Genomic DNA, 21,366 nt, shown 5'->3' with positions numbered 1-21,366 from the left:
ATTTCCTTCTGGCATGTGTTCTTCCGAAGCTTAAAAGGGGGCATTAATATCAATACTAAGACCAATATTAAAAGCCATAGCCAACACCATAACTGAAAATAACAGCAGCGATAAATAGCACTAAGCATGCTTTGGTACTTTTAAAGTGCCAGTGTTGTGCACGTCCTATTGAGTAGATGAATAGCCCTGTGAGCACAACCGTGGGTTCGTAGAAAAACCGCACTGGTGCATCAAACGGAAAGAAGAACAGGCCATGGATCAGGCGACCCAGCCCGGGTGGTAATAGCATCATGGCTGCAAGGAGTATCCAGTGGGCGTGTGCATGCGGTGAGTCAGTGCGCAAAATAGCTTTATACATGAATAAAATAAAGGCAGGGAAAAGTACCAGATCCAGGCTCAATACGAGTCGAAAAATAGTGGAGGTATTAAACTGAGCCTGAAATATATTGGCGTATAGCGATAAGGTAGAAAGGACAAACGCTAGTAAGACACAGGTTGATAAGTACCCAAGAATGCGATGATGGGCGTAGCGCTGATAGTGAATAAGTGTTACCTGAACCAGCATGCCAGCGATCCATAAAAAAGACACCGAGGCGTGCGAGTGATGTGCTTCAGTTAAGGATGAAAACTGCAGCACATAACTTGGGATAAACCCCAGTAATATCAGCAGGCCAATTGCCCAAAGCCACTTAACATAGAAGGACATGGGCAAGGCTGAGTTTGCGTGCTGTACAGTGTGTGAGGCGTGTTTATCATCCGTGGTGATTAAGCTCTGCGACATGCTTTTATTCCGCTGAGTCTGAAACGCACGTTGACACTTTTATCGAGACGGCCTCTTTACGTGCACTGATCTTACATCGCCCGCCAATTGGTATAGTGAAGATGGGCGTGGTGTGGCCAAAGTCGAGATTGCACACAACCGGGCAGTGTTCCAGTTGCTCAAAGCTGCGCAGAACCTCAACCAGGTCGTTGAGTTCGACTTTACTGTCTTTTTGAAACCGGCCAATCATCAAGCCCTGAATGTGCTCTGCTCCCCGGTGAGACAATAAGGACTGTAGATTGCGTTCGAATTCCGCCAGAGTCAGCTCTCCAAGGAGATTGTCTTCTTCTAAAAACAAGACGGCACCTGTCAGGTCTGGCATATATTGAGTTCCCTGTAACAGGTTGAATGAACACAGGTTGCCGCCTAAAATGGTGCCTTCACAACTTCCCGGGTTGACGATAACCGGGCCTGCATTTTTGATAAATTGCCGCCTGGTCTGATCGATAAACCAAAGATCATCTGACCAGGCTTCAGAGACATCCAGTACATAGTCAATACCATGCAGTAATGCGTGTTCAAAGTGCTTTAAAGTGTACTCAAAGCCTTGTTGCATACCAAATGATGAAAAGTGTGGCCCCAGAAAAGTTATCTGACCTGTTTTGGCATAGATGGCATTGAGCAGCACGGTGATGTCTGAATAGCCGCACAGGGGCTTAGGCTGAGCGTGGATCGTTTCCCAGTCAAGGTAGTCGAGTATTCTGTTGGCATTGTGACCACCTATGGTACTCAGGATCAGTGCGACGTTAGGGTCTGCATAGGCTTCATTGAGGTCTTGTGCTTTGTCTTCTATCAGTTGCGCCGTGGTATCCGATTGGTGGATGTAGTGCTTTGCAAAATCACACTGAATATTAAGCCCTGCCAGTGTTTTAGTGGCAATGGCAACGGTCTCATCGGATAAGATATTTGCCGATCTGCTGGGTGAGACAATACGTGCGATTTTCTTTTGCATGCTCATAAACTTCCTCTAATTCGTTGATGCAGTAGTGGTGTCAGGTGTAACAAAAAACTGCTGGATGATAGGACAAACCAGCTCAGGTAATTCCTGGTGAGCGGCATGCGCGGTGAATGGAATATTTGCAAAGCTTGCGTCAGTCAGCTTTGCTTTGAGGGCAACGGCTTCTTGCAGAGAAAATAGAAAGTCATCGTCGCCTCGCATGATGAGGGTAGGACATGTGATCTGAGTGACCAAGTCACACGGATATCCCGACTCGCTGGTATCGAGCCAGAGCGTCTTCACCGTACTAACCAGAGCAGGGAAGTCTGGGCTGGGATTTGAGGCGTTATAATAAGCGACTCCTTCAGGAAATAATTCTGTCCAGAGTTCAACCGTCAGGCCTTGCAGGGTGTCAATGGTCGGATCGTTTTCTTCCAGCCGCCAGGTCGACCCCAGAGTAACAAGACGGACAATCTGATCCGGATTCTGTGCAGCCAGGCGATAAGCTACTATGCCACCATCACTGAAGCCAAACAGGGCATATTGCGTGATACCCAGCGTAGTGAGCAGGGCCTGTATGTCTTCCTGATACTGAGCATACGTCAATGTTGCATCGCCCAGATGCGACTTTCCCTGCCCGCGTAAATCGATGGATATTAAACGAAAGTGCTCAACCAAATACTCACCCAGTACATCCAGGTCCCGGGTTGAGCCCAGGCCACCATGGAGCATGACCAGGGGCAAATTGTGTGGATTACCACTGAGTTCATAGTGGAGCAGGGTGCCGTTGATGTCTGCATATGCTGACTGTTTATTCATGATAATATCCTTTAACTGTGTTGTTATTATTTGACGTTGCCCGTTAAAAGCTTTGTTATCGGGTTCGGTCTTCTACCTCGTCAAAAGTTTCTACCGAAATACGCGTGGCAAGTGCACGCATTCGCTGCATTTTTTCCGGGTTGCTGTTACCCCAGAAGTGCAGCCAGTCTTCGCGAGAACGCCATTTGGCTATGGTCAGTACTTTGTTTGGTTGGTCGGTGCTTTGTAACATAAAGCTGCCAAGTGCACCGTCAACAGAATGGTGTATTGCATCGGTTGTTTTTTGCCATGTGGCCTGAAACTCAGTCATATTTTCAGTGGGGACCTGCCACTGATAAATCACTCTGAACATAACTAATTATCCTTAATGTCATTCCATGACCTGCCATATGGCGCAACGACAGCAAGCGTGTGGTTAAGCTCTTTGCTTAAAAGGCTATCATTGGTTGTATTGAACTGCACGCGCTACCTGTGTTTTGAGCGATGTCTCCTGACACAGGTTGTCAAAGAGATACTCAGGCAATTAAAAGTGGTCACTCAGTATGCAGGGCAATGCAGTTGCCTTCTGAATCTTCAAATTCCGCAACCCAGCCGAATCCGCAAATGGAGGTTTTGGGGTAGAGGGTTTTACCACCCAATGACAAAACCTTGGCCAGCGTGGCATCTATGTCTTCTGTATGGAAATACAGCCGTGCCCCCGCTTTAGAAGGAATATAACTGTCTCCTTTGACGAGTGCACCGGTGATCCCGGCTACCTGATCGTTTGATGGGAATAGAGCCATGTCGTGACCATCGATGAGGGCACGCTCGAACTCAAAGCCAAAAATGGCTTGATAAAAGGCCGTGGCGCGATCTAAGTCGGTCACCGGAATTTCAAAATATCTCACTGGGTTATTCAGAAGCATCTTTTCCGCCTTTTTGAGGTGTTTTGTTTAGTATGGCACGTCTTAGCCATACTCTGATTTTAGGAGCTAGCAGCTCTGTGTCCAGAACTGGTTTTGAGTCACCTGCTCGCTTTGATACATGCTTCATAGTGTCTCAGTCATATTACGTTTGTGTGCTCGGCGTAAGATATATGGGCTGAAAAAAGGCCTATCCGCTAAGCCCATTAAAACGAGAATTGGCGAAGTTTACAAGTGGTTTCGTATTGGGAACAAATTAACTGTATCAACGGGCAGAAAAGAATAGTCAGGCGACTGGGTTCACCCCTTAAAGCATATTTAATTTCATTTGTTATCAGAGACGGCCCGTAAGACATGTTGCACTTTGCTGTGCTTGAACCCAATGGATTCATAAAACTGATGTGCCTCCTTTCTGGATTCATTACAGCGAACTCGGTACTGACCTGGCTGGTGCGCTAGCACGTGCTTTACCAGCATACGACCCACGCCCTGGCCACGGGTAGCGGGAAGTACAACCAGTCCGCCGATTTCATAAAAGCTGTTGGAGGCCAGCCGCCGGGCGAAGAAAACATGTATCCAGCCAACAATACGACAACCTAGCTGAGCGACAAATACCTTATCGTCCGGAGAGTCCAGCAGTGCAAGGAGGTTGGCATGAGACTCCTCCGGCGACAGACTTGTGTATCCGAGGTGCTCTGAGACCTGAGCAATTTTCTGTGAATCAGACGCTAACGCAGCTCTGATGATAATAGTCATAGGATTGTCCTTAAAGGGGTATAACGGGTAAAGCAGTCTACAAGGTTGGTGGCGTTAGATTCAGTTGTAAGCGCATTTTTTCCTTGAATTTAATTGGGAACACGAGGTCAACATCGTGGGATGTTGCCTTAGCTGCTGAGTAAAGTCGCCTGGCAGAATTTAATGCCCTGATGACAGGATCTTTAGGTAAGGTTGCCGGAAACGTTTTTAAGTTCTCCAGCTTTACAACGTGCCCTTGAGCGTCAAAAAACAGAGTGGCTGTGATTCTACCTTCGCTGTCTTGAATATTTGCTTGGTCAGAAAAAAGTGGGTCAGGAACTTCAATCTGGATTTCACCAAGCTCTATTGAGATTGGTGGCGCGCAGCTCAGTGCCTGGAAACTGATTGCAAATAGGATGGTCAGTATGTAATTCACATTCTTTCCGGAGCGTACTTAACATTAAAAGCGGATTTAGTGCGCCACTCAGGCGTTTATTAATCTTGCTGGATCATTCACTTCTGACTGGCGATTTACTCTTTAGCGTTCGTGATCTAGAGCTTTTTAATTAGCAACTGAATGCCTTCATGCTCTGTAATTGAAATAAACGGTTTGTTCCCGTTTACTTCAAACTCACTGTATTTGATTGAGGCTTTTTTATCAAAGCCTAATTTGTTGGCAAAGATGTGCTGAGAAATATTGCCGGTGGCTTCGGCCTGTGCGTATTAAAACCCCCGAGCTTTGGCCGCTTGTAAACATGCTGAAATGAGTGCAACCACCATACCTTTTACTTTGACATTGGCATCTGTGACAACAAACTTGATATTCAGATAGGTGTTTTCTGTCAATCCGCCTTTGCTGAAGTAGGTATTATTTAGCGAATCAATCAACGCTGCTATCGGGTTTTCATTACCTTCAGTTGATACATTCACTGAGTCCGACAAATCCGAAGCCAGTAGCGCGCCAATAACACGGCCCGAGTTTATCTCCTTAGCGATGAACCCCAGGCCCTGAACGGCACATTGATTTGAAAGGTAGAGGATATAATCTGAAAATTCCTGCGGATCTGCAGTGTTTATGTGCGCCAGGGGCTCTCGTTCATGGAACTCTTTGACTAGCAGTTTGGCGGCTTCTTCAGCACTATGGGTGTCTATTTTTTGAATGGTGTAATCAATTGGCATGTGATCAATCCCGGTGACATAGTAACCTTTATTTTACAGCACTCACAAGGTGGAGTCAGAACATTTTGACCAAGGTCAATGAGGTCACCGGGGGTTGTTGGGCCTAAAGCAGGTACGGCGTTGAGACACCATTGATGAGCACTATGGTGGGAGTGCATATCTGAGTGTCTCACAGCGTCACCCTTTATTGGGTTTGAACTGAGATATTAAAGCTTCAAATTCTGCCTGCGAAGTTGGTACATGGGTATCTAGTGTTTTGATGATACTTAGAATATTTTCCCTTGTACTGGCAATGTCGTCCTCGCTTTCGATCATTGAGACAATGTAAAAGACACACAGGTCACTGAGCGTTGAGACAGAGACCAAATGACTTTCTTCGGCGTCATTATGGCGCTTCAGATGCCAGTAAAGAAGCGCTGTTCCATCGAGCCACGCTTGCTGATGCACTGTGGCGGTGTGCTCTTTGGAGGCGTGTTTTAGATAATTAAATTCATGTTCCAGATGGCTTTCTAATATGCTTTTTATACCTGTTTTTTTTTGCATCTTTATCAGTAAATGAAGCAATGGGTATAGTCACAATCTGATAAGGGGTTGTCTGATATTCAAAGTGCGTTGCGCTCTTTGGGGTGACTTTTTCTGCAAACTTAAGGCTAAAGTAGCTTTGACATTCCGGATATCCATTCAGCCATTTTGTGGCGCCATTGTTTTCCCATGCCCACATACCCGCATGACCATTCAGGCTGAATGCCATTAAGATAAAGCCAATATACTTAAATTTCATGGTTTTCCTTAATTGTATAAAGTAATAAGAGGGGGCATGATTGAGTTTACAGCCAGTGAAGCACCTATCCTCCCTCGGTATTCTCAAGCTCGTATCTGCCTGCCCTTTGCAATTACTCTACACGAACACGTCTGAAAAAAATCTGATAATGTCAGCAGATAAGTTTTGAACGGCTTGATGTCAAGGAAGCTGCCATTGAACAATAAAGTTCAGGCTGGTTTGTGACCGGAGGGGAGCACAAGGGCCAGCAACAACCTGGATGAGCAGGTCCTTGTGCAACACCTGTTACTTTCAGGTTACGTGAAAAGAATTGACGTTAGGCCAACCTGTTATGGGGAATAAAGGCGGGCTTAAGTAAAATTAAATTACAAAAATCAATAGGCTAATGAAAAATTCACTAAAGTGAAAAAAACTAATGTAAATTTAAATTTACAAATATTGTAAACATAGTTAAATAAATGTTCTAATTTGTTGTTTATTTTTTCTTCACATGCGCTACATTTTGATTGGAAATTAACCAAACAACAAAAAAGGAACAAGTATGCGTAAACTAAACACACTGGCTTTTGCCGTCCTGGCAGGCCTATCTGGACAGTCTATGGCTCAGGCAGAGTTACTGACAGCAGATCAGGGTAAAGCCATTCCAGACAATTATATTGTCGTGTTTAAAACGCCAACTGTGCTTAATACACAAAGCGCTATGGCTATCTCTGATTATGCGACCACTCAGGCACAGGCACTTAGCAATGCTTATAATGTAAGCGTTGCGAAACGCTTTAACGGCGTGCTAAACGGTGTGGTAATCAAGGCATCTGAAGGCGATGTTAAAGCAATGCTTAAAGACCCTAATATTGCCTATATTGAGCAAGATCAGATTGTCACTGTCACACCTCAGGCTTCTGGTGATCAGAATAATGCGATTTGGGGTCTTGACCGTGTCGATCAGCGTGATTTGCCTCTGAACTCAAACTACCACTATGACTTTGACGGCACAGGTGTGACCGCGTACGTCATCGATACAGGTGTGCGTATTTCGCACAGTGAGTTCGGTAATCGTGCAAGCCATGGTTATGACTTTGTTGACAACGATGCAGACTCGTCTGACTGTAACGGTCACGGTACACACGTTGCTGGTACTATCGGTGGGTCAGAGTACGGTGTTGCGAAAAATGTCAACGTCGTAGGCGTTCGCGTATTAGGGTGTAATGGCTCAGGGTCATATTCTGGTGTAATTTCTGGGATTGACTGGGTTAAGAATAATGCGTCAGGCCCGTCTGTTGCCAACATGAGTTTGGGTGGTGGTGTATCTCAGGCTGTTGATGATGCGGTGAATGCTGCCGTTGCCTCCGGGGTTACCTTCGTTGTTGCTGCGGGTAATGATAACAGCGATGCCTGTAACTATTCACCTGCTCGTGCAGCTGACGCGATAACGGTCGGTTCTACAACAAGCAGTGATGGCCGCTCTAGTTTCTCTAACTACGGCTCTTGTCTGGATATCTATGCGCCAGGCTCAAGTATTAAATCTGCTTGGTATAACTCAGACAGCGCTACTAACACTATCAGTGGTACCTCAATGGCAGCACCTCATGTTGCAGGTGCGGTGGCTTTATACCTTGACCAGGATCCGACGCTTACGCCAGCTCAAATTGACTCATTGCTGAGCAGCAGAAGTACTAAAGGAGCGGTGTCTGATGCAAAAGCAAGCTCGCCTAATGAACTGCTTTATACGCTGGAAGGTGATGCACCACCACCACCGCCTCCTCCGGGCCCAACTGAGCTTGTTTCAGGTGTAGGTGTGTCGGCGTCAGGTGCGTCTGGCTCTGAGACCTTCTATAAGCTTGCTGTTCCAGCTGGTGCAGCATCGGTTTCTTTCACTCTGGCTGGTGGCTCGGGTGATGCGGATCTGTATGTTCAACAAGGATCTCAACCGACTCAAAGCAGCTACGCGTGTCGTCCATATAAAAACGGCAACAACGAGTCTTGTGAGTTCTCTAACCCGGCAGCGGGCGACTGGTACGTAATGCTACATGGCTATAGCCAGTATTCAGGCGCTACGCTGACAGGGACTTTTGGTGATGCTTCAGGCTGTGGTGCAAACTGCCTTCAAAACGGCGTGCCAGTCACTGGTTTGTCTGGCGGTACCAATACAGATACCCGTTATACAATCGAAGTACCGGCCAATGTAACCTTGAACGTGAGCATTTCAGGTGGGTCAGGTGATGCGGACTTGTATGTTCGTAAAGGCACTCAGCCGACCACTAATAACTATGATTGTCGTCCATACCTTTCTGGTAACACAGAAAGCTGTAGCCTGAGTTCAGGTGCGGATGGCGGGACTTACCACATCATGGTACGTGGATACAGCAGCTACTCAGGCCTGACTCTGCAAGGCAGTTTCTAAACAGTACTGATTGAGTAATATAGAAAAGGCCGCTCTAAAGCGGCCTTTTTACTTTACTGATAGCAATTAATAGACTTTGCAGATTAGACCCTTCAGGTAGAACCCTTCCGGATAGCAACCCGCGATAGGGTGGTCAGCAGCCTGATTAAGACGCTCCATAATTAATAGGTCTTTACCGGCATCCAGCGCAGCGTCAGCCACGACTTTCTGGAATAGATTTTGTTCCATCAGGCCTGAGCAAGAGAAGGTCAATAAGGTTCCACCAGGCTTGAGCAATTGCATTGCCAACATGTTGATGTCTTTGTAACCACGACATGCACCATTAAGCTGAGCTTTACTTTCTGCAAATTTTGGTGGATCCATGACGATAGTATCAAACTGACGACCTTCTTCCCGATACTGCCTGAGGAGCTTAAACACGTCTTGTTTAACAAACTGAGCACGGGATACATCCAGCTCATTGTGTTCGACATTGCGTTTTGCGGTATCTAAAGCGGGCTGGGACACATCGACATTAATAACCTCATCACAATCGCCGCGCAGAGCATACAGGCCAAATGTGCCTGTGTAGCAGAAGCAATTCAGTACAGACTTACCTTTTGAAAAGCGCTCCAATGCTGCTCGACTGTCTCTTTGGTCCAGATAGAAACCCGTTTTATGCCCGGATTTGATATCGACTTCTATTTTTAAGCCGTTTTCCATGATCACAACGGGTGCCGTTGGCTCGTCTCCCCACAATACGCCTGTGGTTTTCTCAAGCCCTTCTTTTTTACGCACATCGACATCAGAACGTTCGTAAATGTGACATTCAGGGAACAGCGTTCTGAGTGCTTGTACTATTTCGCCCTTATGACGTTCTGCACCGGCGCTGAGTAACTGACAAACCAAATAGTTATCAAATTTGTCTATGGTAATGCCGGGTAAGCCATCTGACTCCGCGGCACACAATCTGAAACCGGTTAACTGTCCTTCTTCTATGACCTGTTCGCGGGCTGCAAGTGCGCGTGCGAGTCGACGTTCGAAAAAGGCCTGATCGATGACTTCTGTTTGATCAAAGCTCCAGATCCGGGCTCGGATCTGTGAATCGGGGCTGTATGCGGCTGTTGCGAGGTACTGTCCGTCGTGACTATAAATGGTCACTGTATCGCCAAGCGCAGGCTTGCCTTTGACTTTTTTGATTGCCTTGGAAAAGATCCAAGGGTGTTTTCTTTTTAAAGATTTTTCACGGCCAGGTTGTAAATACAGCGCGCAAGACATATAAATTCCTTACTATGGATAATGGTGACATTTTAGTGAAGCCAATAAAAACATACAATCAGAACCATAAGGTTAAGGGATAAATGACAGCAAATATGACGGAATTAGAGACGGCATGCAGAGATTTTATGCTCACAACTGAGTTTGCCGATACCGCCCATGATTTATCACACATCCTGCGTGTGGTTAAAACCGCCAAGCAACTCTGTGCTGCGGAGGGGGCTGATCTTGAAGTTGTGTTGCCCGCAGCCTGGTTACACGACTGTGTGGCTGTGGCAAAGAATCACCCGGACAGGCCGATTGCTTCGAAGTTGGCCGGGGACAGGGCGGTTGCTTTTCTATCAACTCTGGATTATCCAGAGCATAAACTCTCAGCGGTGCATCATGCGATAGTTGCACACAGCTTCAGTGCCAACGTGCCACCCGATACGCTGGAAGCAAAAGTTGTCCAGGACGCAGACCGGATGGATGCGCTTGGGGCGATTGGGGTGAGTCGATGCATGAAAGTCGGTGGGGCTATTGCCAGACATATGTATCACATTGATGACCCATTCTGTCAGCAACGAGAAGCGGACGATAAAAAGTACACGTTAGATCACTTCTACATCAAGCTGCTGAACATTGCAGAGCAAATGCATACACAGTCGGCACAACAAGAAGCGCAGCGCCGAACTGAGTTTATGCGTGGATTCTTGCACGAGCTGGGCAGAGAGATAGGCGTCCCCGACTAGCGGGTCATGCGTTTTACGAAAACAACGACAAACAACGCAAGTGAAAAGCTCCCGGTAAACGCTTCAACCGTGGCGATTAACCGGGTAATGCCGGTCGGCGTTATGTCGCCATAACCCAGTGTAGTGAAAGTGACCACACTGAAATAAATGCAGTTGAGTAATGTACTGAGGTTGTCTGACCATGAGGCCTGACTGGAAAACTGGATCAGCCCGTCGTTATAATTTATCCCGAATATAAAGTAGCAAATCGCACAGGCGACTATCATGCCAAGACTGAAGCGGATCACATTTTCGGGTTTTTCGCCGTAGCCACATAACATATCAACAAAAGAGGATACCAACCGGCGTTTGGACAATTTAGGGTATTGTGCGTGGCGCATGCGAAGTTCGCTGTATGTATATTTGCCAGCCATTTCAAACAGGCCTTGCTGCTCTGCGCCTTTTCTCAGTAAGCGATAGATTTCTTCTGATTGTAAGAATAAGTCGTTTGCTTCATCTAAGTCTTGCTCTTTAAGCGCATCGCTGGCTTGTTTTTCTTGTAACAGTTTATCGCCAAGGTAGAGGTTATCGATACGGGTTTTATCAAGTTTCATACCGAGCAGATTGGTGTTTTCGAGCTTGCAGCAATGCAGGTTGGCATCTCGCAAGTCTGCTTTCATGAGAGATGCATTTTTGATGGTGTTGTTGAACAGGTGAGCACCTTGCAGGTTGGCCCGGTAGAAGTTGCTGTATGACAGGTCATATCCTTCATGGTTATCAAATTTGACCAGGTTAAGACCTTCCAGGTTGGCACGTTTTAATTCCAACCCCTGCAAAAGGCCACCACGTTTTGCATACCGTTCCAGTTTTTGTGTTAACTCCAGACCGCTTTTGTCAAATTTGCTATCATGCCAGAAGCAATAGCCTGAACCCATGTCTATTTCCTGGCATTTATGGCCGTCGGGAGATTCATATTGGCAAAGTGGTTTGTTATTCATGTTACGCCAGTTTAATCCTTCCTATTAGTAAGGGTAGCAGCATTTTTTCAGGGTAAATAAAAAATTGTATCTATGTCATTCGATTATCAGTTAAGTATCAGTAAGCGCAGACAGAGCGTTGCGATAAAAGTCACAGCGAATGGCGTGAAAGTATTTGCGCCGCATGGTATAGACCGACAATGGCTGGAAGCCTGGTTGAAAAGCAAGTCGAGCTGGGTTGAGGATAAAAAGCAAGCGGTGTCTGCCCAGCAACAACAGATCCAGTCACCTTTTAGTCATAGAGAAATTCAGATATTTGGTGAGCGATATCAGCTGGCGCTGTCGCAGTGTCGTTCTTATATCGATCATGACGCCAAATGCATCGGTCTCAAAACCCGGGCACAACCAGGAACGGAAGGCGCGCGTAAAGCCTTATTTAAGCTCTTAAACCAGATATTGCTCAGCTATGTAACACCAATATTGGCAGAGTATTCAGCGCTGATGAACAGTCAGTATCAGGAATTGAAAATAAGAGAATATAAACGTCGCTGGGGCAGTTTGTCATCAAATGGTACGCTGGCGCTCAATAGCTTGCTGGTTGGTGCGCCCAAATGGGTCATCGATTATGTTGTCGTGCACGAGCTGGCACACTATCACGTGATGGCACACAATCAGGCCTTTTGGCAGATTGTGGCCCGTCATTATCCCAGGTACCGGGAAGCTCAAGCTTATCTGAAGCAAAATGGAGTTGGGTTACAGATCGAAAAGCCATAGCGGAGACTGGGTTTATCAAGTCACGTGAATGGTTGATGGCTTTGTAATGGGCTGCCTGAGAAGCTTGCTTCCATTTTGGCGCATTAATGAAAACATCGGTTTGCGAATGGTGCTTGTGCGACTGCCTGATAACCTACGCACCGGTTGATTGACTATGAAAAAAGTGTAGAGAACATAGTATTTGCGATACTAAGGTAGAAAAGTGGTGGAGGGGGCTGGATTCGAACCAGCGAAGGCAGTGCCGTCAGATTTACAGTCTGATCCCTTTGGCCGCTCGGGAACCCCTCCTAAGAGAAAAACAAATTGTAAGGTGGGGGAGGGGGCTGGATTCGAACCAGCGAAGGCAGTGCCGTCAGATTTACAGTCTGATCCCTTTGGCCGCTCGGGAACCCCTCCTAAGAGAAAAACAAATTGTAAGGTGGGGGAGGGGGCTGGATTCGAACCAGCGAAGGCAGTGCCGTCAGATTTACAGTCTGATCCCTTTGGCCGCTCGGGAACCCCTCCTAAGAGAAAAACAAATTGTAAGGTGGGGGAGGGGGCTGGATTCGAACCAGCGAAGGCAGTGCCGTCAGATTTACAGTCTGATCCCTTTGGCCGCTCGGGAACCCCTCCTAAGAGAAAAACAAATTGTAAGGTGGGGGAGGGGGCTGGATTCGAACCAGCGAAGGCAGTGCCGTCAGATTTACAGTCTGATCCCTTTGGCCGCTCGGGAACCCCTCCTAAGAGAAAAACAAATTGTAAGGTGGGGGAGGGGGCTGGATTCGAACCAGCGAAGGCAGTGCCGTCAGATTTACAGTCTGATCCCTTTGGCCGCTCGGGAACCCCTCCTAAGAGAAAAACAAATTGTAAGGTGGGGGAGGGGGCTGGATTCGAACCAGCGAAGGCAGTGCCGTCAGATTTACAGTCTGATCCCTTTGGCCGCTCGGGAACCCCTCCTAAGAGAAAAACAAATTGTAAGGTGGGGGAGGGGGCTGGATTCGAACCAGCGAAGGCAGTGCCGTCAGATTTACAGTCTGATCCCTTTGGCCGCTCGGGAACCCCTCCTAAGAGAAAAACAAATTGTAAGGTGGGGGAGGGGGCTGGATTCGAACCAGCGAAGGCAGTGCCGTCAGATTTACAGTCTGATCCCTTTGGCCGCTCGGGAACCCCTCCTAAGAGAAAAACAAATTGTAAGGTGGTGGAGGGGGCTGGATTCGAACCAGCGAAGGCAGTGCCGTCAGATTTACAGTCTGATCCCTTTGGCCGCTCGGGAACCCCTCCTAAGAGAATACAAATTGTGATGTGGTGGAGGGGGCTGGATTCGAACCAGCGAAGGCAGTGCCGTCAGATTTACAGTCTGATCCCTTTGGCCGCTCGGGAACCCCTCCTCAACATGGGCGCTGATAATATCAAAGTTTTTAGTGAAGTAAAGAAATGTCCTAAAGAAAATTGAAAAAATGCCGATAAATTTTCATATTTGATAAATTGTGGCGATTTTACATGCAGATAGATGGCATTTTGTGCAAAGAGGCTCAGCTGGGCAGTGCACTCAATCACAGTGTTCATGAAGCAAGACGCGGTGACTTTGGCTTACTGCTATCTTTGTTGTCTCAGGATGCATTAGATTTTAGCCAGTTTGACCTCCCGCATACGTCTCCACAAGAAGCGGATAAATCAGAAGAGGCGCTTAAAAAGGCGTTGCAGCTTGGTCCGCAAAAGCCGCTTGCCCCAGAGCAGTTCGATATGCTGATTGGTCAGAATAATGGATTTCTGGCCCAGGGCGGCGATCTGACAAGTCTTCGCCTCAAAGAATGTTTGCAGCCAGAGCCCTTTGCAGTACGTAACGACAAAAAGCACATTCCGCTGCATATCGTTGATAATTTGGAGCCTGCCGTGAGACAGAAGTTCGAAAATAGCAGAAATCCGCAAATGCTTGTTGATAACCACGATATAGATGCCGCAGGTTTCTATGACCAGATAGCCGGTGGTGAAATGCAATCTATGTTGCAGGTTGCGGTGTAACAAACGCCACAGCCAGTTTGAAAAAGAACACTAAGCGATGTGTAATACCAATTTGCTTAATTAAGTGATCTATTTTGAGGCGAGAAAATAGGGTCGATAACACCGCTCTCGCGTCCTGCTATCGCTGAGGCACCTATGTCCATGTAGGCGAGGCAAGAATTTGTGAACCTATGTCTAAGGTATAAGGTTCTAAATGAGAAATTTTTAACGCCGTTCGCGTCCTATTTGTTGCTTCAAATAGACTAGGTATTAATTGAAATTGGTATAAATGTTGGGTGAGTGATTTGATGCGTGCAAACATCATAAGCACATTGGAATGATGTTGTCGTTTGCTAGAGTCTTTGTCTTTGATTTTGTTAGGCCGCTTCAAAGGCTTTGAAGTCGCTTAGGGGGCCTTAGTTGCAGAGCACAAATAAATGGGGTACGACAAACGCGAAGAAGCTGCCTACTTAGAACTGGGCTATTGAATACTCAATAACCCAGATCATCTAGCCTGCCAAGTTAGCCGTGGCACTTTTTGAACTTCTTCCCACTGTGGCAGGGACAAGGATCATTCCTGCTCATTTTTTTCTCAGGGCAGGCAAACAGTTCACCATCAAGATAACGCCATTGGCCGTCTTCACGTAAAAAGCGAGACCGTTCGTGCATAGTGATACAGGTGCTGCCATCCAGGTATGTAGCCTTAAACTCCACAAAGTGATGTTCTGGAGACTCACTGCTTTGGATGACCTCCAAGCCAATAAAGGTTGCATGCTCAGCAAATTCACTGATACTGGCCTCGCTATTTTCTGCACGTTTGCACTGTGCATAAGTACGATGTATGTACCCTGTGTCTTTGAGGCAATAAGCACTGTATCTGGAGCGCATTAACTGCTCCGCACTGTCAGGTAGCTTTTGGCCTGCTATGAAAGGCAGACAGCATGCTTGTGCTTCTCTTTCAGAACCGCAATAACACATATTTTCTCATTTGAACTTAATGCGCAACGACAGATACCTCATGTCCAGAGGTGCGGGTAAAACAAAAGATCTCAGTGTCACTGTCTATCAGTTTAAACTGAGACAGCTGTTGTTCCGACACAATGTCTGTCCAGGTGATCACCGCTGCAAAGTTACCTTTGCATAAAGCGCTGTTAATAACATACTCTAAGTTTATCAAATGTCTTTGACGTAGCACCAGTAGCTTGCTGCTATCAATTGAACTGTTATCCAGCAGGGCTTTGCTTGGAATGTTGTCTGGTGCAATAAGCAAGGTCCATCTGTGAAGTGAATTGCATCGATACAGGATTTTAAGCAGTTCTAAACTGCTTACTATGTCATCTTCCGCATATACTAACTGATAGCGTTTATTGGCTGTTTTAGCCTGAGACACTGATATATTTTGCACTTGAGTATGTAACATGAGCAGACCACTGATTTTCTATACAGTGGTTATACAGTATTTCATACAGTGCTATTTGGCAAGTAAAATATCGCGTATTTTTTGTGCTTTTTAAATAGTGCTTTGATTACATTTACTTTTATTTTGGGTTCGCATCCGGGCTAAAGTGCATCATTTGATGGATCTGTTCATACAGGGTTGCGGCATAGCACTGGGCATCTATGAATCGCTTAGCTGTCAGGTGGGTACGCACTTGCTCAAGTGTGCCGGCTGCTGCCTGATTCCCTTGGCTTTGGGCGAGCGATAGCCAGGCAATACCATGAAAAACGCTTTTTGGTACACCCTGGCCTTTCACAAATAGCATGCCAAGATAAAACTGGGCCTTGTTGTCACCTGACATCGCGGCCAGCCGAAGCCATTTCGCAGCGAGCGGATATTGTTTATTTTTCAGATAATAAAGGCCTTTTTTATAGACAGCCTTGTTATCGGTATCGTTGGGCCAGCGGTTTTCAGAGTCCGGTGTTGCGGTCACAAATTCCAGCACATTGAGCAGCTGTTGCTCTAAATCACTGCCGTTTGCAACTGCTAATTGGTTCTTTTTCATACTGATTTCACTTAATACGACTTAGATCAGAGTGTAGCTGATTTTTAACTATTTTGTCCGATTACACCAGAGATTTGTGATAAAATCCGGCTTTCGTTTCTATATAAAATACAAAGACATGCTGGAAAAATTATTTTCGCTCCGTGCACAGCAGAGCACAGTCAAAACCGAGTTTATCGCCGGTCTGACAACATTTGTCACTATGGTTTACATTGTTTTTGTGAACCCTGCCATGTTGGCTGAAGCGGGTATCGATCATGGTGCTGCGTTTGTTGCCACCTGTTTAGCCGCAGCCATAGGCTGTTTTATTATGGGGTTGTGGGCCAATTATCCGCTGGCTCTGGCGCCAGGCATGGGCTTAAATGCCTTTTTCACTTACGGCGTTGTGTTGGGTATGGGCCATTCCTGGCAAAGTGCGTTGGGCGCGGTTTTTTTATCTGGCTGTTTATTTTTATTACTTAGTATATTTAAGGTCAGAGAGTGGGTGATCCAGGCAATTCCACTGGTACTAAAACAAGCCATTGCCACAGGTATTGGTGCTTTCCTGGCACTGATAGCGCTTAAAAATGCGCAGATCATCGTTGCCAGTCCCGCCACTTTTGTGCAACTAGGTGACATTACCAGCCCTGGCCCTTTGCTTGCCATTCTGAGCTTTTTTGTTATTGCTGCCTTAATGTATCGTGATATGAAAAGTGGCGTGCTGCTGAGTATTTTGTTAGTGACAGTGCTCGCCTGGGGCCTCGGCTTAGTCGACTACACTGGTATTGTTTCTATGCCACCGAGTATTACACCAACTCTGGCGCAACTTGATATTGCCAGTGCGTTGGAAATTTCAATGCTGAGTGTGGTGTTCGCATTTTTATTTGTTGATTTGTTTGATACCAGTGGCACTTTGGTTGCGGTGACACAAAAAGCCGGAATTGCAGATAAAGAAGGGCGGATGCCGCGCCTTGGCAGAGCGCTTTCGGCTGACAGCTCAGCAACGATTGCAGGGTCTTTTCTCGGTACCTCCACAACTACCTCGTACATTGAGTCTGTGTCAGGTGTGTCTGTGGGTGGTCGTACTGGCTTAACCGCTGTGGTAGTTGGTTTGTGTTTCCTACTTATGATGTTCTTTGCACCTCTGGCGCAAATGGTCCCTGCGTATGCCACTGCCGGAGCGATTTTGTACGTCGCTGTATTGATGCTACAAAATCTGAAGCTGGTAAACTGGGATGATATGAGCGATGCCATTCCGGTCAGCGTCGTGTTACTTATGACGCCACTGACGTTCTCTATTGCGCATGGCATAGCGCTTGGCTTTATTTCTTATACTGCGGTGAAGCTGGCGTGTAATAAGCGTGAGGAAATCTCTATCAGTGTTTGGGTATTGACCGTGCTGTTTATTGTCAAGTTTGCGATCAGCTGAGGCTGATCACCACTTTTTCTTGGGTGCGAAAAGGACATCGAGATCGTCCTTTTCTTTCTCTGCTTTCTTTTTCACCGCAGAGGCATTGGACGCTTTAAGCTCAGTACTAATCTCACTCAGGTATCCCTCGAGCAGCGTTTTCTTTTCTTTGGTGTACTCATCGGCGTGGGTGACACCGCAGATAATCGCATAGGCTTTTTCGAAGTATTGTCGTGCCGACCCCACCATGTTAGCGCTCTTAGCTGACATCCCACGCTTGATTTGACTTTCTACGTTTATTCGTAGTTGCAACCGTTCCATTTTTCGGTCTTCCTGAACAAACACTTGCGTGTCTACTTTGCCTTTACTGTGTTCAGAACGTAGCAGGTGGCGCAGTTTCTTAATACCCTGAACCAGGGCGATGAGCTGCTTATCGTTATCGGGTAAGGTGACTTTATCGGATTCGTTTGCATTTTGAGGCTCGTTGTTCAAACGCTCCTGGGATTCATGCATACGGCTTTTCAATTCGCGAGAGGTCGGCGAGAGCTCGACCATAGATACCAGCGCATCGTGTACACGACGCTGAATAACTTTTATCATGGCGCCGGACATAGGAATGTTGCTGCTGTTGAGGATCACATCTTCGGCTTCTTCAATGATCCGCTTCTGCTTTGCCAGCTCTTTACGGCGTTCCGCTTCTTGTTTTTCTTTGTGTTGTTGAATAGCACTGACCCACACTGCAATGACAATGAGTGCTACAATCAACAAAATTATTACGGTAATAAACATACCCGGATCTCTTCGTAAATCATACAGCTGACAGTTTTTTTATATTACATCAAATAATTGGGGATTGAACAGTGTTAATAACAAGAGACTTGAAAATCCACCAAATTCCATCATTTTTTAGTATAGCTTAATGCTTGGAAGCTGGCTCTAATACACTGGGGAAAGTATTGTCCTATCGGATATACTATAATTATGCTAGGCTGAGTCATTATTTGCCTGTATCTAACGATAATTGGCCTAGTCGTACACCAGATAACAATTAAAACAAATGCTTAGTTATGAAATTACAACAACTGAAATACATAGTTGAAGTTCTGAATCACAATCTCAATGTGTCAGCAACCGCTGAAAGCTTGTATACCTCCCAGCCGGGAATTTCCAAGCAAGTGCGTATGCTGGAGGACGAGCTTGGTGTACAGATCTTTGGCCGCAGTGGCAAACATCTCACACATGTTACCAGTGCAGGCAATGAAATAATCAATATTGCCCGAGAGATATTGTCTAAGGTAGAAGGCATTAAAGCCGTTGCCAACGAACACACTTTACCAGATCAGGGTAAGCTCAATATCGCGACTACGCATACACAGGCGCGTTATGCCTTGCCGAATGTCATCCAGGGGTTTATGCAAAAGTATCCGGCCGTGTCATTACACATGCACCAGGGTACACCGCAACAGATTTCGGATGCAGCTGCGCGAGGTGATGCAGACTTCGCCATCGCAACGGAGGCGCTGCATCTGTATGGCGACCTGATCATGCTACCTTGCTATCACTGGAACCGCAGTATTGTGGTGACGAAAGATCATCCATTGGCAAAGAAAGGCAGTAACATTACAGTTCAGGATGTCGCAAAGTTTCCTTTGATCACTTATGTGTTCGGCTTTACCGGACGCTCTGAACTGGATAAAGCCTTTAATGCACATGGACTATCTCCGCATATTGTCTTCACCGCCACGGATGCTGACGTGATTAAGACCTATGTCCGGTTGGGGCTGGGTGTTGGTGTGCTGGCAACAATGGCCGTCGATGAAATCACCGACAATGACCTGGTATGCATTGATGCCAGTCATCTTTTTGAAGCAAGTACGACCAAGATTGGCTTCAGAAAGGGTAGCTTCCTTCGTGGGTACATGTACGACTTTATCGAACGGTTTGCACCACATCTGACTAAAGATTTGGTTGAACGTGCCAGCTTGCTGCGCAATCAGGACGATGTCGATGCGCTGTTTGAAAACACCGAGTTACCAGTCAAATGAATGAACACACCAGGGTGCTCAATGTGAACTGATATCAGACATTAAAAAAGCCGCAAAAGCGGCTTTTTTAATGTCTGATGGTACGGATTAACATTCAATGATATTAACTGCGAGTCCACCACGTGCTGTTTCTTTATACTTGGTCTTCATATCATTACCCGTATCCAGCATGGTTTTGATAACCTTATCTAAAGACACTTTTTGCTCACCACTGCCACGCATGGCAAGACGTGATGCATTGATGGCTTTCACCGCACCCATAGCGTTACGCTCAATACATGGTACCTGTACCAGTCCACCCACCGGGTCGCAAGTTAACCCTAGATTATGTTCCATCCCTATTTCAGCAGCATTTTCTACGTGTACCACATTGCCGCCCATGATTTCTGTGAGTGCGCCGGCTGCCATAGAGCAGGCCACACCTACTTCACCCTGACAGCCAACTTCAGCACCAGAAATAGAAGCATTTTTCTTATACAGAATACCAATTGCTGCGGCAGTGAGCAGGTAGCGTGTTGCTATCTCAGCATCCACTTCTTTGATAAACGTATGATAATACATGAGTACCGCAGGCAGGATCCCGGCAGCACCGTTCGTGGGTGCAGTTACTACGCGGCCGCCAGCAGCATTTTCTTCATTAACGGCGAGTGCAAACAGATCAACCCAGTCCATTGCCCGAAGTGGATCGTTGCTGTTTTCAACATTCAGTTTTAAATACAAACTTGGCGCGCGACGCTTTACTTTTAGCCCGCCGGGTAAGATGCCTTCGGTGCGCATACCGCGTTCAATACAGGCTTTCATCACTTCCCAGATATGAAACAACTCTGTTTTGATTTCTTGTTCATTACGCAGCGTTTTTTCATTGTGCATCATGAGCGAAGAGACACTTAGGCCTGTTTCTTTACACATCTCGAGCAGTTGTTGCGCATTCTCGAAAGGATAAGGCGCTGGATTTTGCTCACGAACGTCTAACGCGGCTTGTTTCTCGGTATCAAACTGCTCTTCGGTGACAATGAAGCCACCGCCAATAGAATAATAAACCTGGCTGTGTACGAGCTCTGACCCTGCATAAGCCTGAAGCTCCATAGCATTGGAGTGTTTAGGCAGCGTTTTACGGCGATGAAAGACAATTGCACCTTGTTTAGGAAAATCGGCTTTATAGGTTTTATCCAGATAAATCACCTGCTCACGCTCAATGGTATCCAGGATCTCAGGGACTTTGTCCGCATCTACCGACTCAGGATCATATCCAGCCAGTCCTAAGATCACTGCTTTGCCAGAACCATGCCCAATGCCAGTCTGACCTAATGAGCCGAATAGCTCTACTTTTACTGATGTGACTTTGTCAATGATGCGATTGCTTTGCAGATCTTTAACAAACAGGCGCGAAGCACGCATAGGTCCAACAGTATGGGAAGATGACGGTCCAATACCAACACTGAACATGTCAAATGCACTAATCATAAATTCTACTCAACATTGCCTCTGAACGGGCGCACATCATAACGTTAATTATTGCATAAGTAACCCACTTCACAGCAAAATTGTATACAGTTTTAAGCGGATCCGCTGGTATTGTAAGCAGGGAAGGCTAAAAAATACTGAAATGTTTTCAAACTCATTTAGTTAGAAGGGAAATTGTTGCCAGTGCTTAGCTGG

General features: G+C 46.4%; 23 protein-coding genes and 11 tRNA genes. 6 read left to right on the top strand and 28 right to left on the bottom strand.

Going from position 1 to position 21,366, the window contains the following annotated elements:
- Positions 1-67 precede the first annotated feature (67 nt).
- From PRUB_RS14870 to PRUB_RS14825, 10 genes are all read right to left on the bottom strand, one after another.
- Positions 68-781: a hypothetical protein gene (locus PRUB_RS14870; RefSeq protein ID WP_010381889.1), complete on the bottom strand. Its 714-nt coding sequence runs from the start codon at positions 779-781 to the stop codon at positions 68-70.
- Positions 782-785: 4 nt separating this feature from the next.
- Positions 786-1,772 carry a S66 family peptidase gene (locus PRUB_RS14865; protein WP_021032686.1) on the bottom strand — a complete coding sequence of 329 codons (987 nt, stop codon included), beginning with the start codon at positions 1,770-1,772 and terminating at the stop codon, positions 786-788.
- Between the two features lie 15 nt (positions 1,773-1,787).
- Complete coding sequence (locus PRUB_RS14860; RefSeq protein WP_010381887.1) at positions 1,788-2,576, bottom strand: alpha/beta fold hydrolase; 789 nt, start codon at positions 2,574-2,576, stop codon at positions 1,788-1,790.
- Between the two features lie 55 nt (positions 2,577-2,631).
- Entirely contained in the window at positions 2,632-2,928 is a 297-nt protein-coding gene (locus tag PRUB_RS14855; RefSeq protein ID WP_010381885.1) for an antibiotic biosynthesis monooxygenase family protein, read from the bottom strand.
- 181 nt (positions 2,929-3,109) lie between these two features.
- On the bottom strand, positions 3,110-3,481 hold the full coding sequence (locus tag PRUB_RS14850) for a VOC family protein (protein ID WP_010381884.1): 372 nt from the start codon (positions 3,479-3,481) through the stop codon (positions 3,110-3,112).
- A gap of 321 nt (positions 3,482-3,802) precedes the next feature.
- A complete protein-coding gene (locus PRUB_RS14845) occupies positions 3,803-4,234 on the bottom strand; it encodes a GNAT family N-acetyltransferase (RefSeq protein WP_010381882.1) in 432 nt (143 codons plus the stop codon).
- A gap of 37 nt (positions 4,235-4,271) precedes the next feature.
- Complete coding sequence (locus tag PRUB_RS14840; protein WP_010381879.1) at positions 4,272-4,649, bottom strand: hypothetical protein; 378 nt, start codon at positions 4,647-4,649, stop codon at positions 4,272-4,274.
- Between the two features lie 287 nt (positions 4,650-4,936).
- The gene (locus PRUB_RS14835; protein ID WP_010381877.1) at positions 4,937-5,392 is read right to left on the bottom strand and encodes a hypothetical protein; all 456 of its coding nucleotides are present in this window, start codon (positions 5,390-5,392) and stop codon (positions 4,937-4,939) included.
- Between the two features lie 177 nt (positions 5,393-5,569).
- Positions 5,570-5,935 (bottom strand): hypothetical protein, encoded by a 366-nt coding sequence (locus tag PRUB_RS14830; RefSeq protein ID WP_162144633.1) that lies wholly within the window; start codon positions 5,933-5,935, stop codon positions 5,570-5,572.
- Positions 5,883-6,173 carry a hypothetical protein gene (locus tag PRUB_RS14825; RefSeq protein WP_010381872.1) on the bottom strand — a complete coding sequence of 97 codons (291 nt, stop codon included), beginning with the start codon at positions 6,171-6,173 and terminating at the stop codon, positions 5,883-5,885. The genes PRUB_RS14830 and PRUB_RS14825 overlap by 53 nt, the downstream gene beginning before the upstream one ends.
- A gap of 541 nt (positions 6,174-6,714) precedes the next feature.
- Here PRUB_RS14825 and PRUB_RS14820 point away from each other — a divergent pair.
- Positions 6,715-8,574, top strand: coding sequence for a S8 family serine peptidase (locus PRUB_RS14820; protein WP_010381869.1), 1,860 nt, complete (start codon positions 6,715-6,717; stop codon positions 8,572-8,574).
- A 66-nt stretch (positions 8,575-8,640) separates the two neighbouring features.
- Here PRUB_RS14820 and PRUB_RS14815 read toward each other — a convergent pair whose 3' ends face one another.
- On the bottom strand, positions 8,641-9,831 hold the full coding sequence (locus PRUB_RS14815; RefSeq protein ID WP_010381867.1) for a class I SAM-dependent methyltransferase: 1,191 nt from the start codon (positions 9,829-9,831) through the stop codon (positions 8,641-8,643).
- Positions 9,832-9,914: 83 nt separating this feature from the next.
- On the opposite strand from PRUB_RS14815, the gene PRUB_RS14810 reads away from it, so the two are divergent.
- Entirely contained in the window at positions 9,915-10,562 is a 648-nt protein-coding gene (locus tag PRUB_RS14810) for an HD domain-containing protein (RefSeq protein WP_010381865.1), read from the top strand.
- On the opposite strand, the gene PRUB_RS14805 is transcribed toward PRUB_RS14810, so the two are convergent.
- Positions 10,559-11,539, bottom strand: a complete 981-nt coding sequence (locus PRUB_RS14805; RefSeq protein WP_040644449.1) for an ion channel — start codon at positions 11,537-11,539, stop codon at positions 10,559-10,561. The genes PRUB_RS14810 and PRUB_RS14805 overlap by 4 nt on opposite strands.
- A gap of 72 nt (positions 11,540-11,611) precedes the next feature.
- On the opposite strand from PRUB_RS14805, the gene PRUB_RS14800 reads away from it, so the two are divergent.
- A complete protein-coding gene (locus PRUB_RS14800) occupies positions 11,612-12,292 on the top strand; it encodes a M48 family metallopeptidase (RefSeq protein WP_010381862.1) in 681 nt (226 codons plus the stop codon).
- Positions 12,293-12,495: 203 nt separating this feature from the next.
- Here PRUB_RS14800 and PRUB_RS14795 read toward each other — a convergent pair.
- The 11 genes from PRUB_RS14795 to PRUB_RS14745 form a co-directional block, all read right to left on the bottom strand.
- A tRNA-Tyr gene (locus tag PRUB_RS14795) sits at positions 12,496-12,580 on the bottom strand.
- A gap of 23 nt (positions 12,581-12,603) precedes the next feature.
- Positions 12,604-12,688: transfer RNA gene (locus PRUB_RS14790), tRNA-Tyr, on the bottom strand.
- A 23-nt stretch (positions 12,689-12,711) separates the two neighbouring features.
- Positions 12,712-12,796, bottom strand: a tRNA-Tyr gene (locus PRUB_RS14785).
- Between the two features lie 23 nt (positions 12,797-12,819).
- Positions 12,820-12,904, bottom strand: a tRNA-Tyr gene (locus PRUB_RS14780).
- Positions 12,905-12,927: 23 nt separating this feature from the next.
- Positions 12,928-13,012, bottom strand: a tRNA-Tyr gene (locus PRUB_RS14775).
- A gap of 23 nt (positions 13,013-13,035) precedes the next feature.
- Positions 13,036-13,120, bottom strand: a tRNA-Tyr gene (locus PRUB_RS14770).
- Between the two features lie 23 nt (positions 13,121-13,143).
- Positions 13,144-13,228: transfer RNA gene (locus PRUB_RS14765), tRNA-Tyr, on the bottom strand.
- Between the two features lie 23 nt (positions 13,229-13,251).
- A tRNA-Tyr gene (locus tag PRUB_RS14760) sits at positions 13,252-13,336 on the bottom strand.
- A gap of 23 nt (positions 13,337-13,359) precedes the next feature.
- Positions 13,360-13,444: transfer RNA gene (locus PRUB_RS14755), tRNA-Tyr, on the bottom strand.
- 23 nt (positions 13,445-13,467) lie between these two features.
- Positions 13,468-13,552, bottom strand: a tRNA-Tyr gene (locus PRUB_RS14750).
- 22 nt (positions 13,553-13,574) lie between these two features.
- Positions 13,575-13,659: transfer RNA gene (locus PRUB_RS14745), tRNA-Tyr, on the bottom strand.
- A 112-nt stretch (positions 13,660-13,771) separates the two neighbouring features.
- Here PRUB_RS14745 and PRUB_RS14740 point away from each other — a divergent pair.
- A complete protein-coding gene (locus PRUB_RS14740) occupies positions 13,772-14,293 on the top strand; it encodes a VC2046/SO_2500 family protein (protein WP_010381860.1) in 522 nt (173 codons plus the stop codon).
- 501 nt (positions 14,294-14,794) lie between these two features.
- Here the strand turns inward: PRUB_RS14740 and PRUB_RS14735 are convergent.
- The 3 genes from PRUB_RS14735 to PRUB_RS14725 all read right to left on the bottom strand — a co-directional run bounded on the left by PRUB_RS14735 (position 14,795) and on the right by PRUB_RS14725 (position 16,275).
- Positions 14,795-15,250 (bottom strand): YchJ family protein, encoded by a 456-nt coding sequence (locus PRUB_RS14735; RefSeq protein WP_010381858.1) that lies wholly within the window; start codon positions 15,248-15,250, stop codon positions 14,795-14,797.
- A gap of 16 nt (positions 15,251-15,266) precedes the next feature.
- Positions 15,267-15,692 carry a SulA-like leucine-rich domain-containing protein gene (locus PRUB_RS14730; RefSeq protein WP_010381856.1) on the bottom strand — a complete coding sequence of 142 codons (426 nt, stop codon included), beginning with the start codon at positions 15,690-15,692 and terminating at the stop codon, positions 15,267-15,269.
- A gap of 118 nt (positions 15,693-15,810) precedes the next feature.
- Positions 15,811-16,275: a tetratricopeptide repeat protein gene (locus tag PRUB_RS14725; protein WP_010381853.1), complete on the bottom strand. Its 465-nt coding sequence runs from the start codon at positions 16,273-16,275 to the stop codon at positions 15,811-15,813.
- A gap of 118 nt (positions 16,276-16,393) precedes the next feature.
- On the opposite strand from PRUB_RS14725, the gene PRUB_RS14720 reads away from it, so the two are divergent.
- Complete coding sequence (locus PRUB_RS14720) at positions 16,394-17,683, top strand: NCS2 family permease (protein ID WP_010381847.1); 1,290 nt, start codon at positions 16,394-16,396, stop codon at positions 17,681-17,683.
- A gap of 6 nt (positions 17,684-17,689) precedes the next feature.
- On the opposite strand, the gene PRUB_RS14715 is transcribed toward PRUB_RS14720, so the two are convergent.
- Positions 17,690-18,451: a hypothetical protein gene (locus PRUB_RS14715; protein WP_010381845.1), complete on the bottom strand. Its 762-nt coding sequence runs from the start codon at positions 18,449-18,451 to the stop codon at positions 17,690-17,692.
- 278 nt (positions 18,452-18,729) lie between these two features.
- On the opposite strand from PRUB_RS14715, the gene cysB reads away from it, so the two are divergent.
- Entirely contained in the window at positions 18,730-19,707 is a 978-nt protein-coding gene (gene cysB / locus PRUB_RS14710; protein WP_010381842.1) for an HTH-type transcriptional regulator CysB, read from the top strand.
- A gap of 87 nt (positions 19,708-19,794) precedes the next feature.
- Here the strand turns inward: cysB and PRUB_RS14705 are convergent, their stop codons facing one another.
- Entirely contained in the window at positions 19,795-21,171 is a 1,377-nt protein-coding gene (locus PRUB_RS14705) for an L-serine ammonia-lyase (RefSeq protein ID WP_010381838.1), read from the bottom strand.
- Between the last annotated feature and the right edge of the window lie 195 nt (positions 21,172-21,366).

Source organism: Pseudoalteromonas rubra (genome assembly GCF_000238295.3).
Classification (GTDB): Bacteria; Pseudomonadota; Gammaproteobacteria; order Enterobacterales; family Alteromonadaceae; genus Pseudoalteromonas; species Pseudoalteromonas rubra.
The sequence above is the reverse complement of the archived record's forward strand: the minus strand, read 5'-3'. Positions and strand labels throughout refer to the sequence as shown.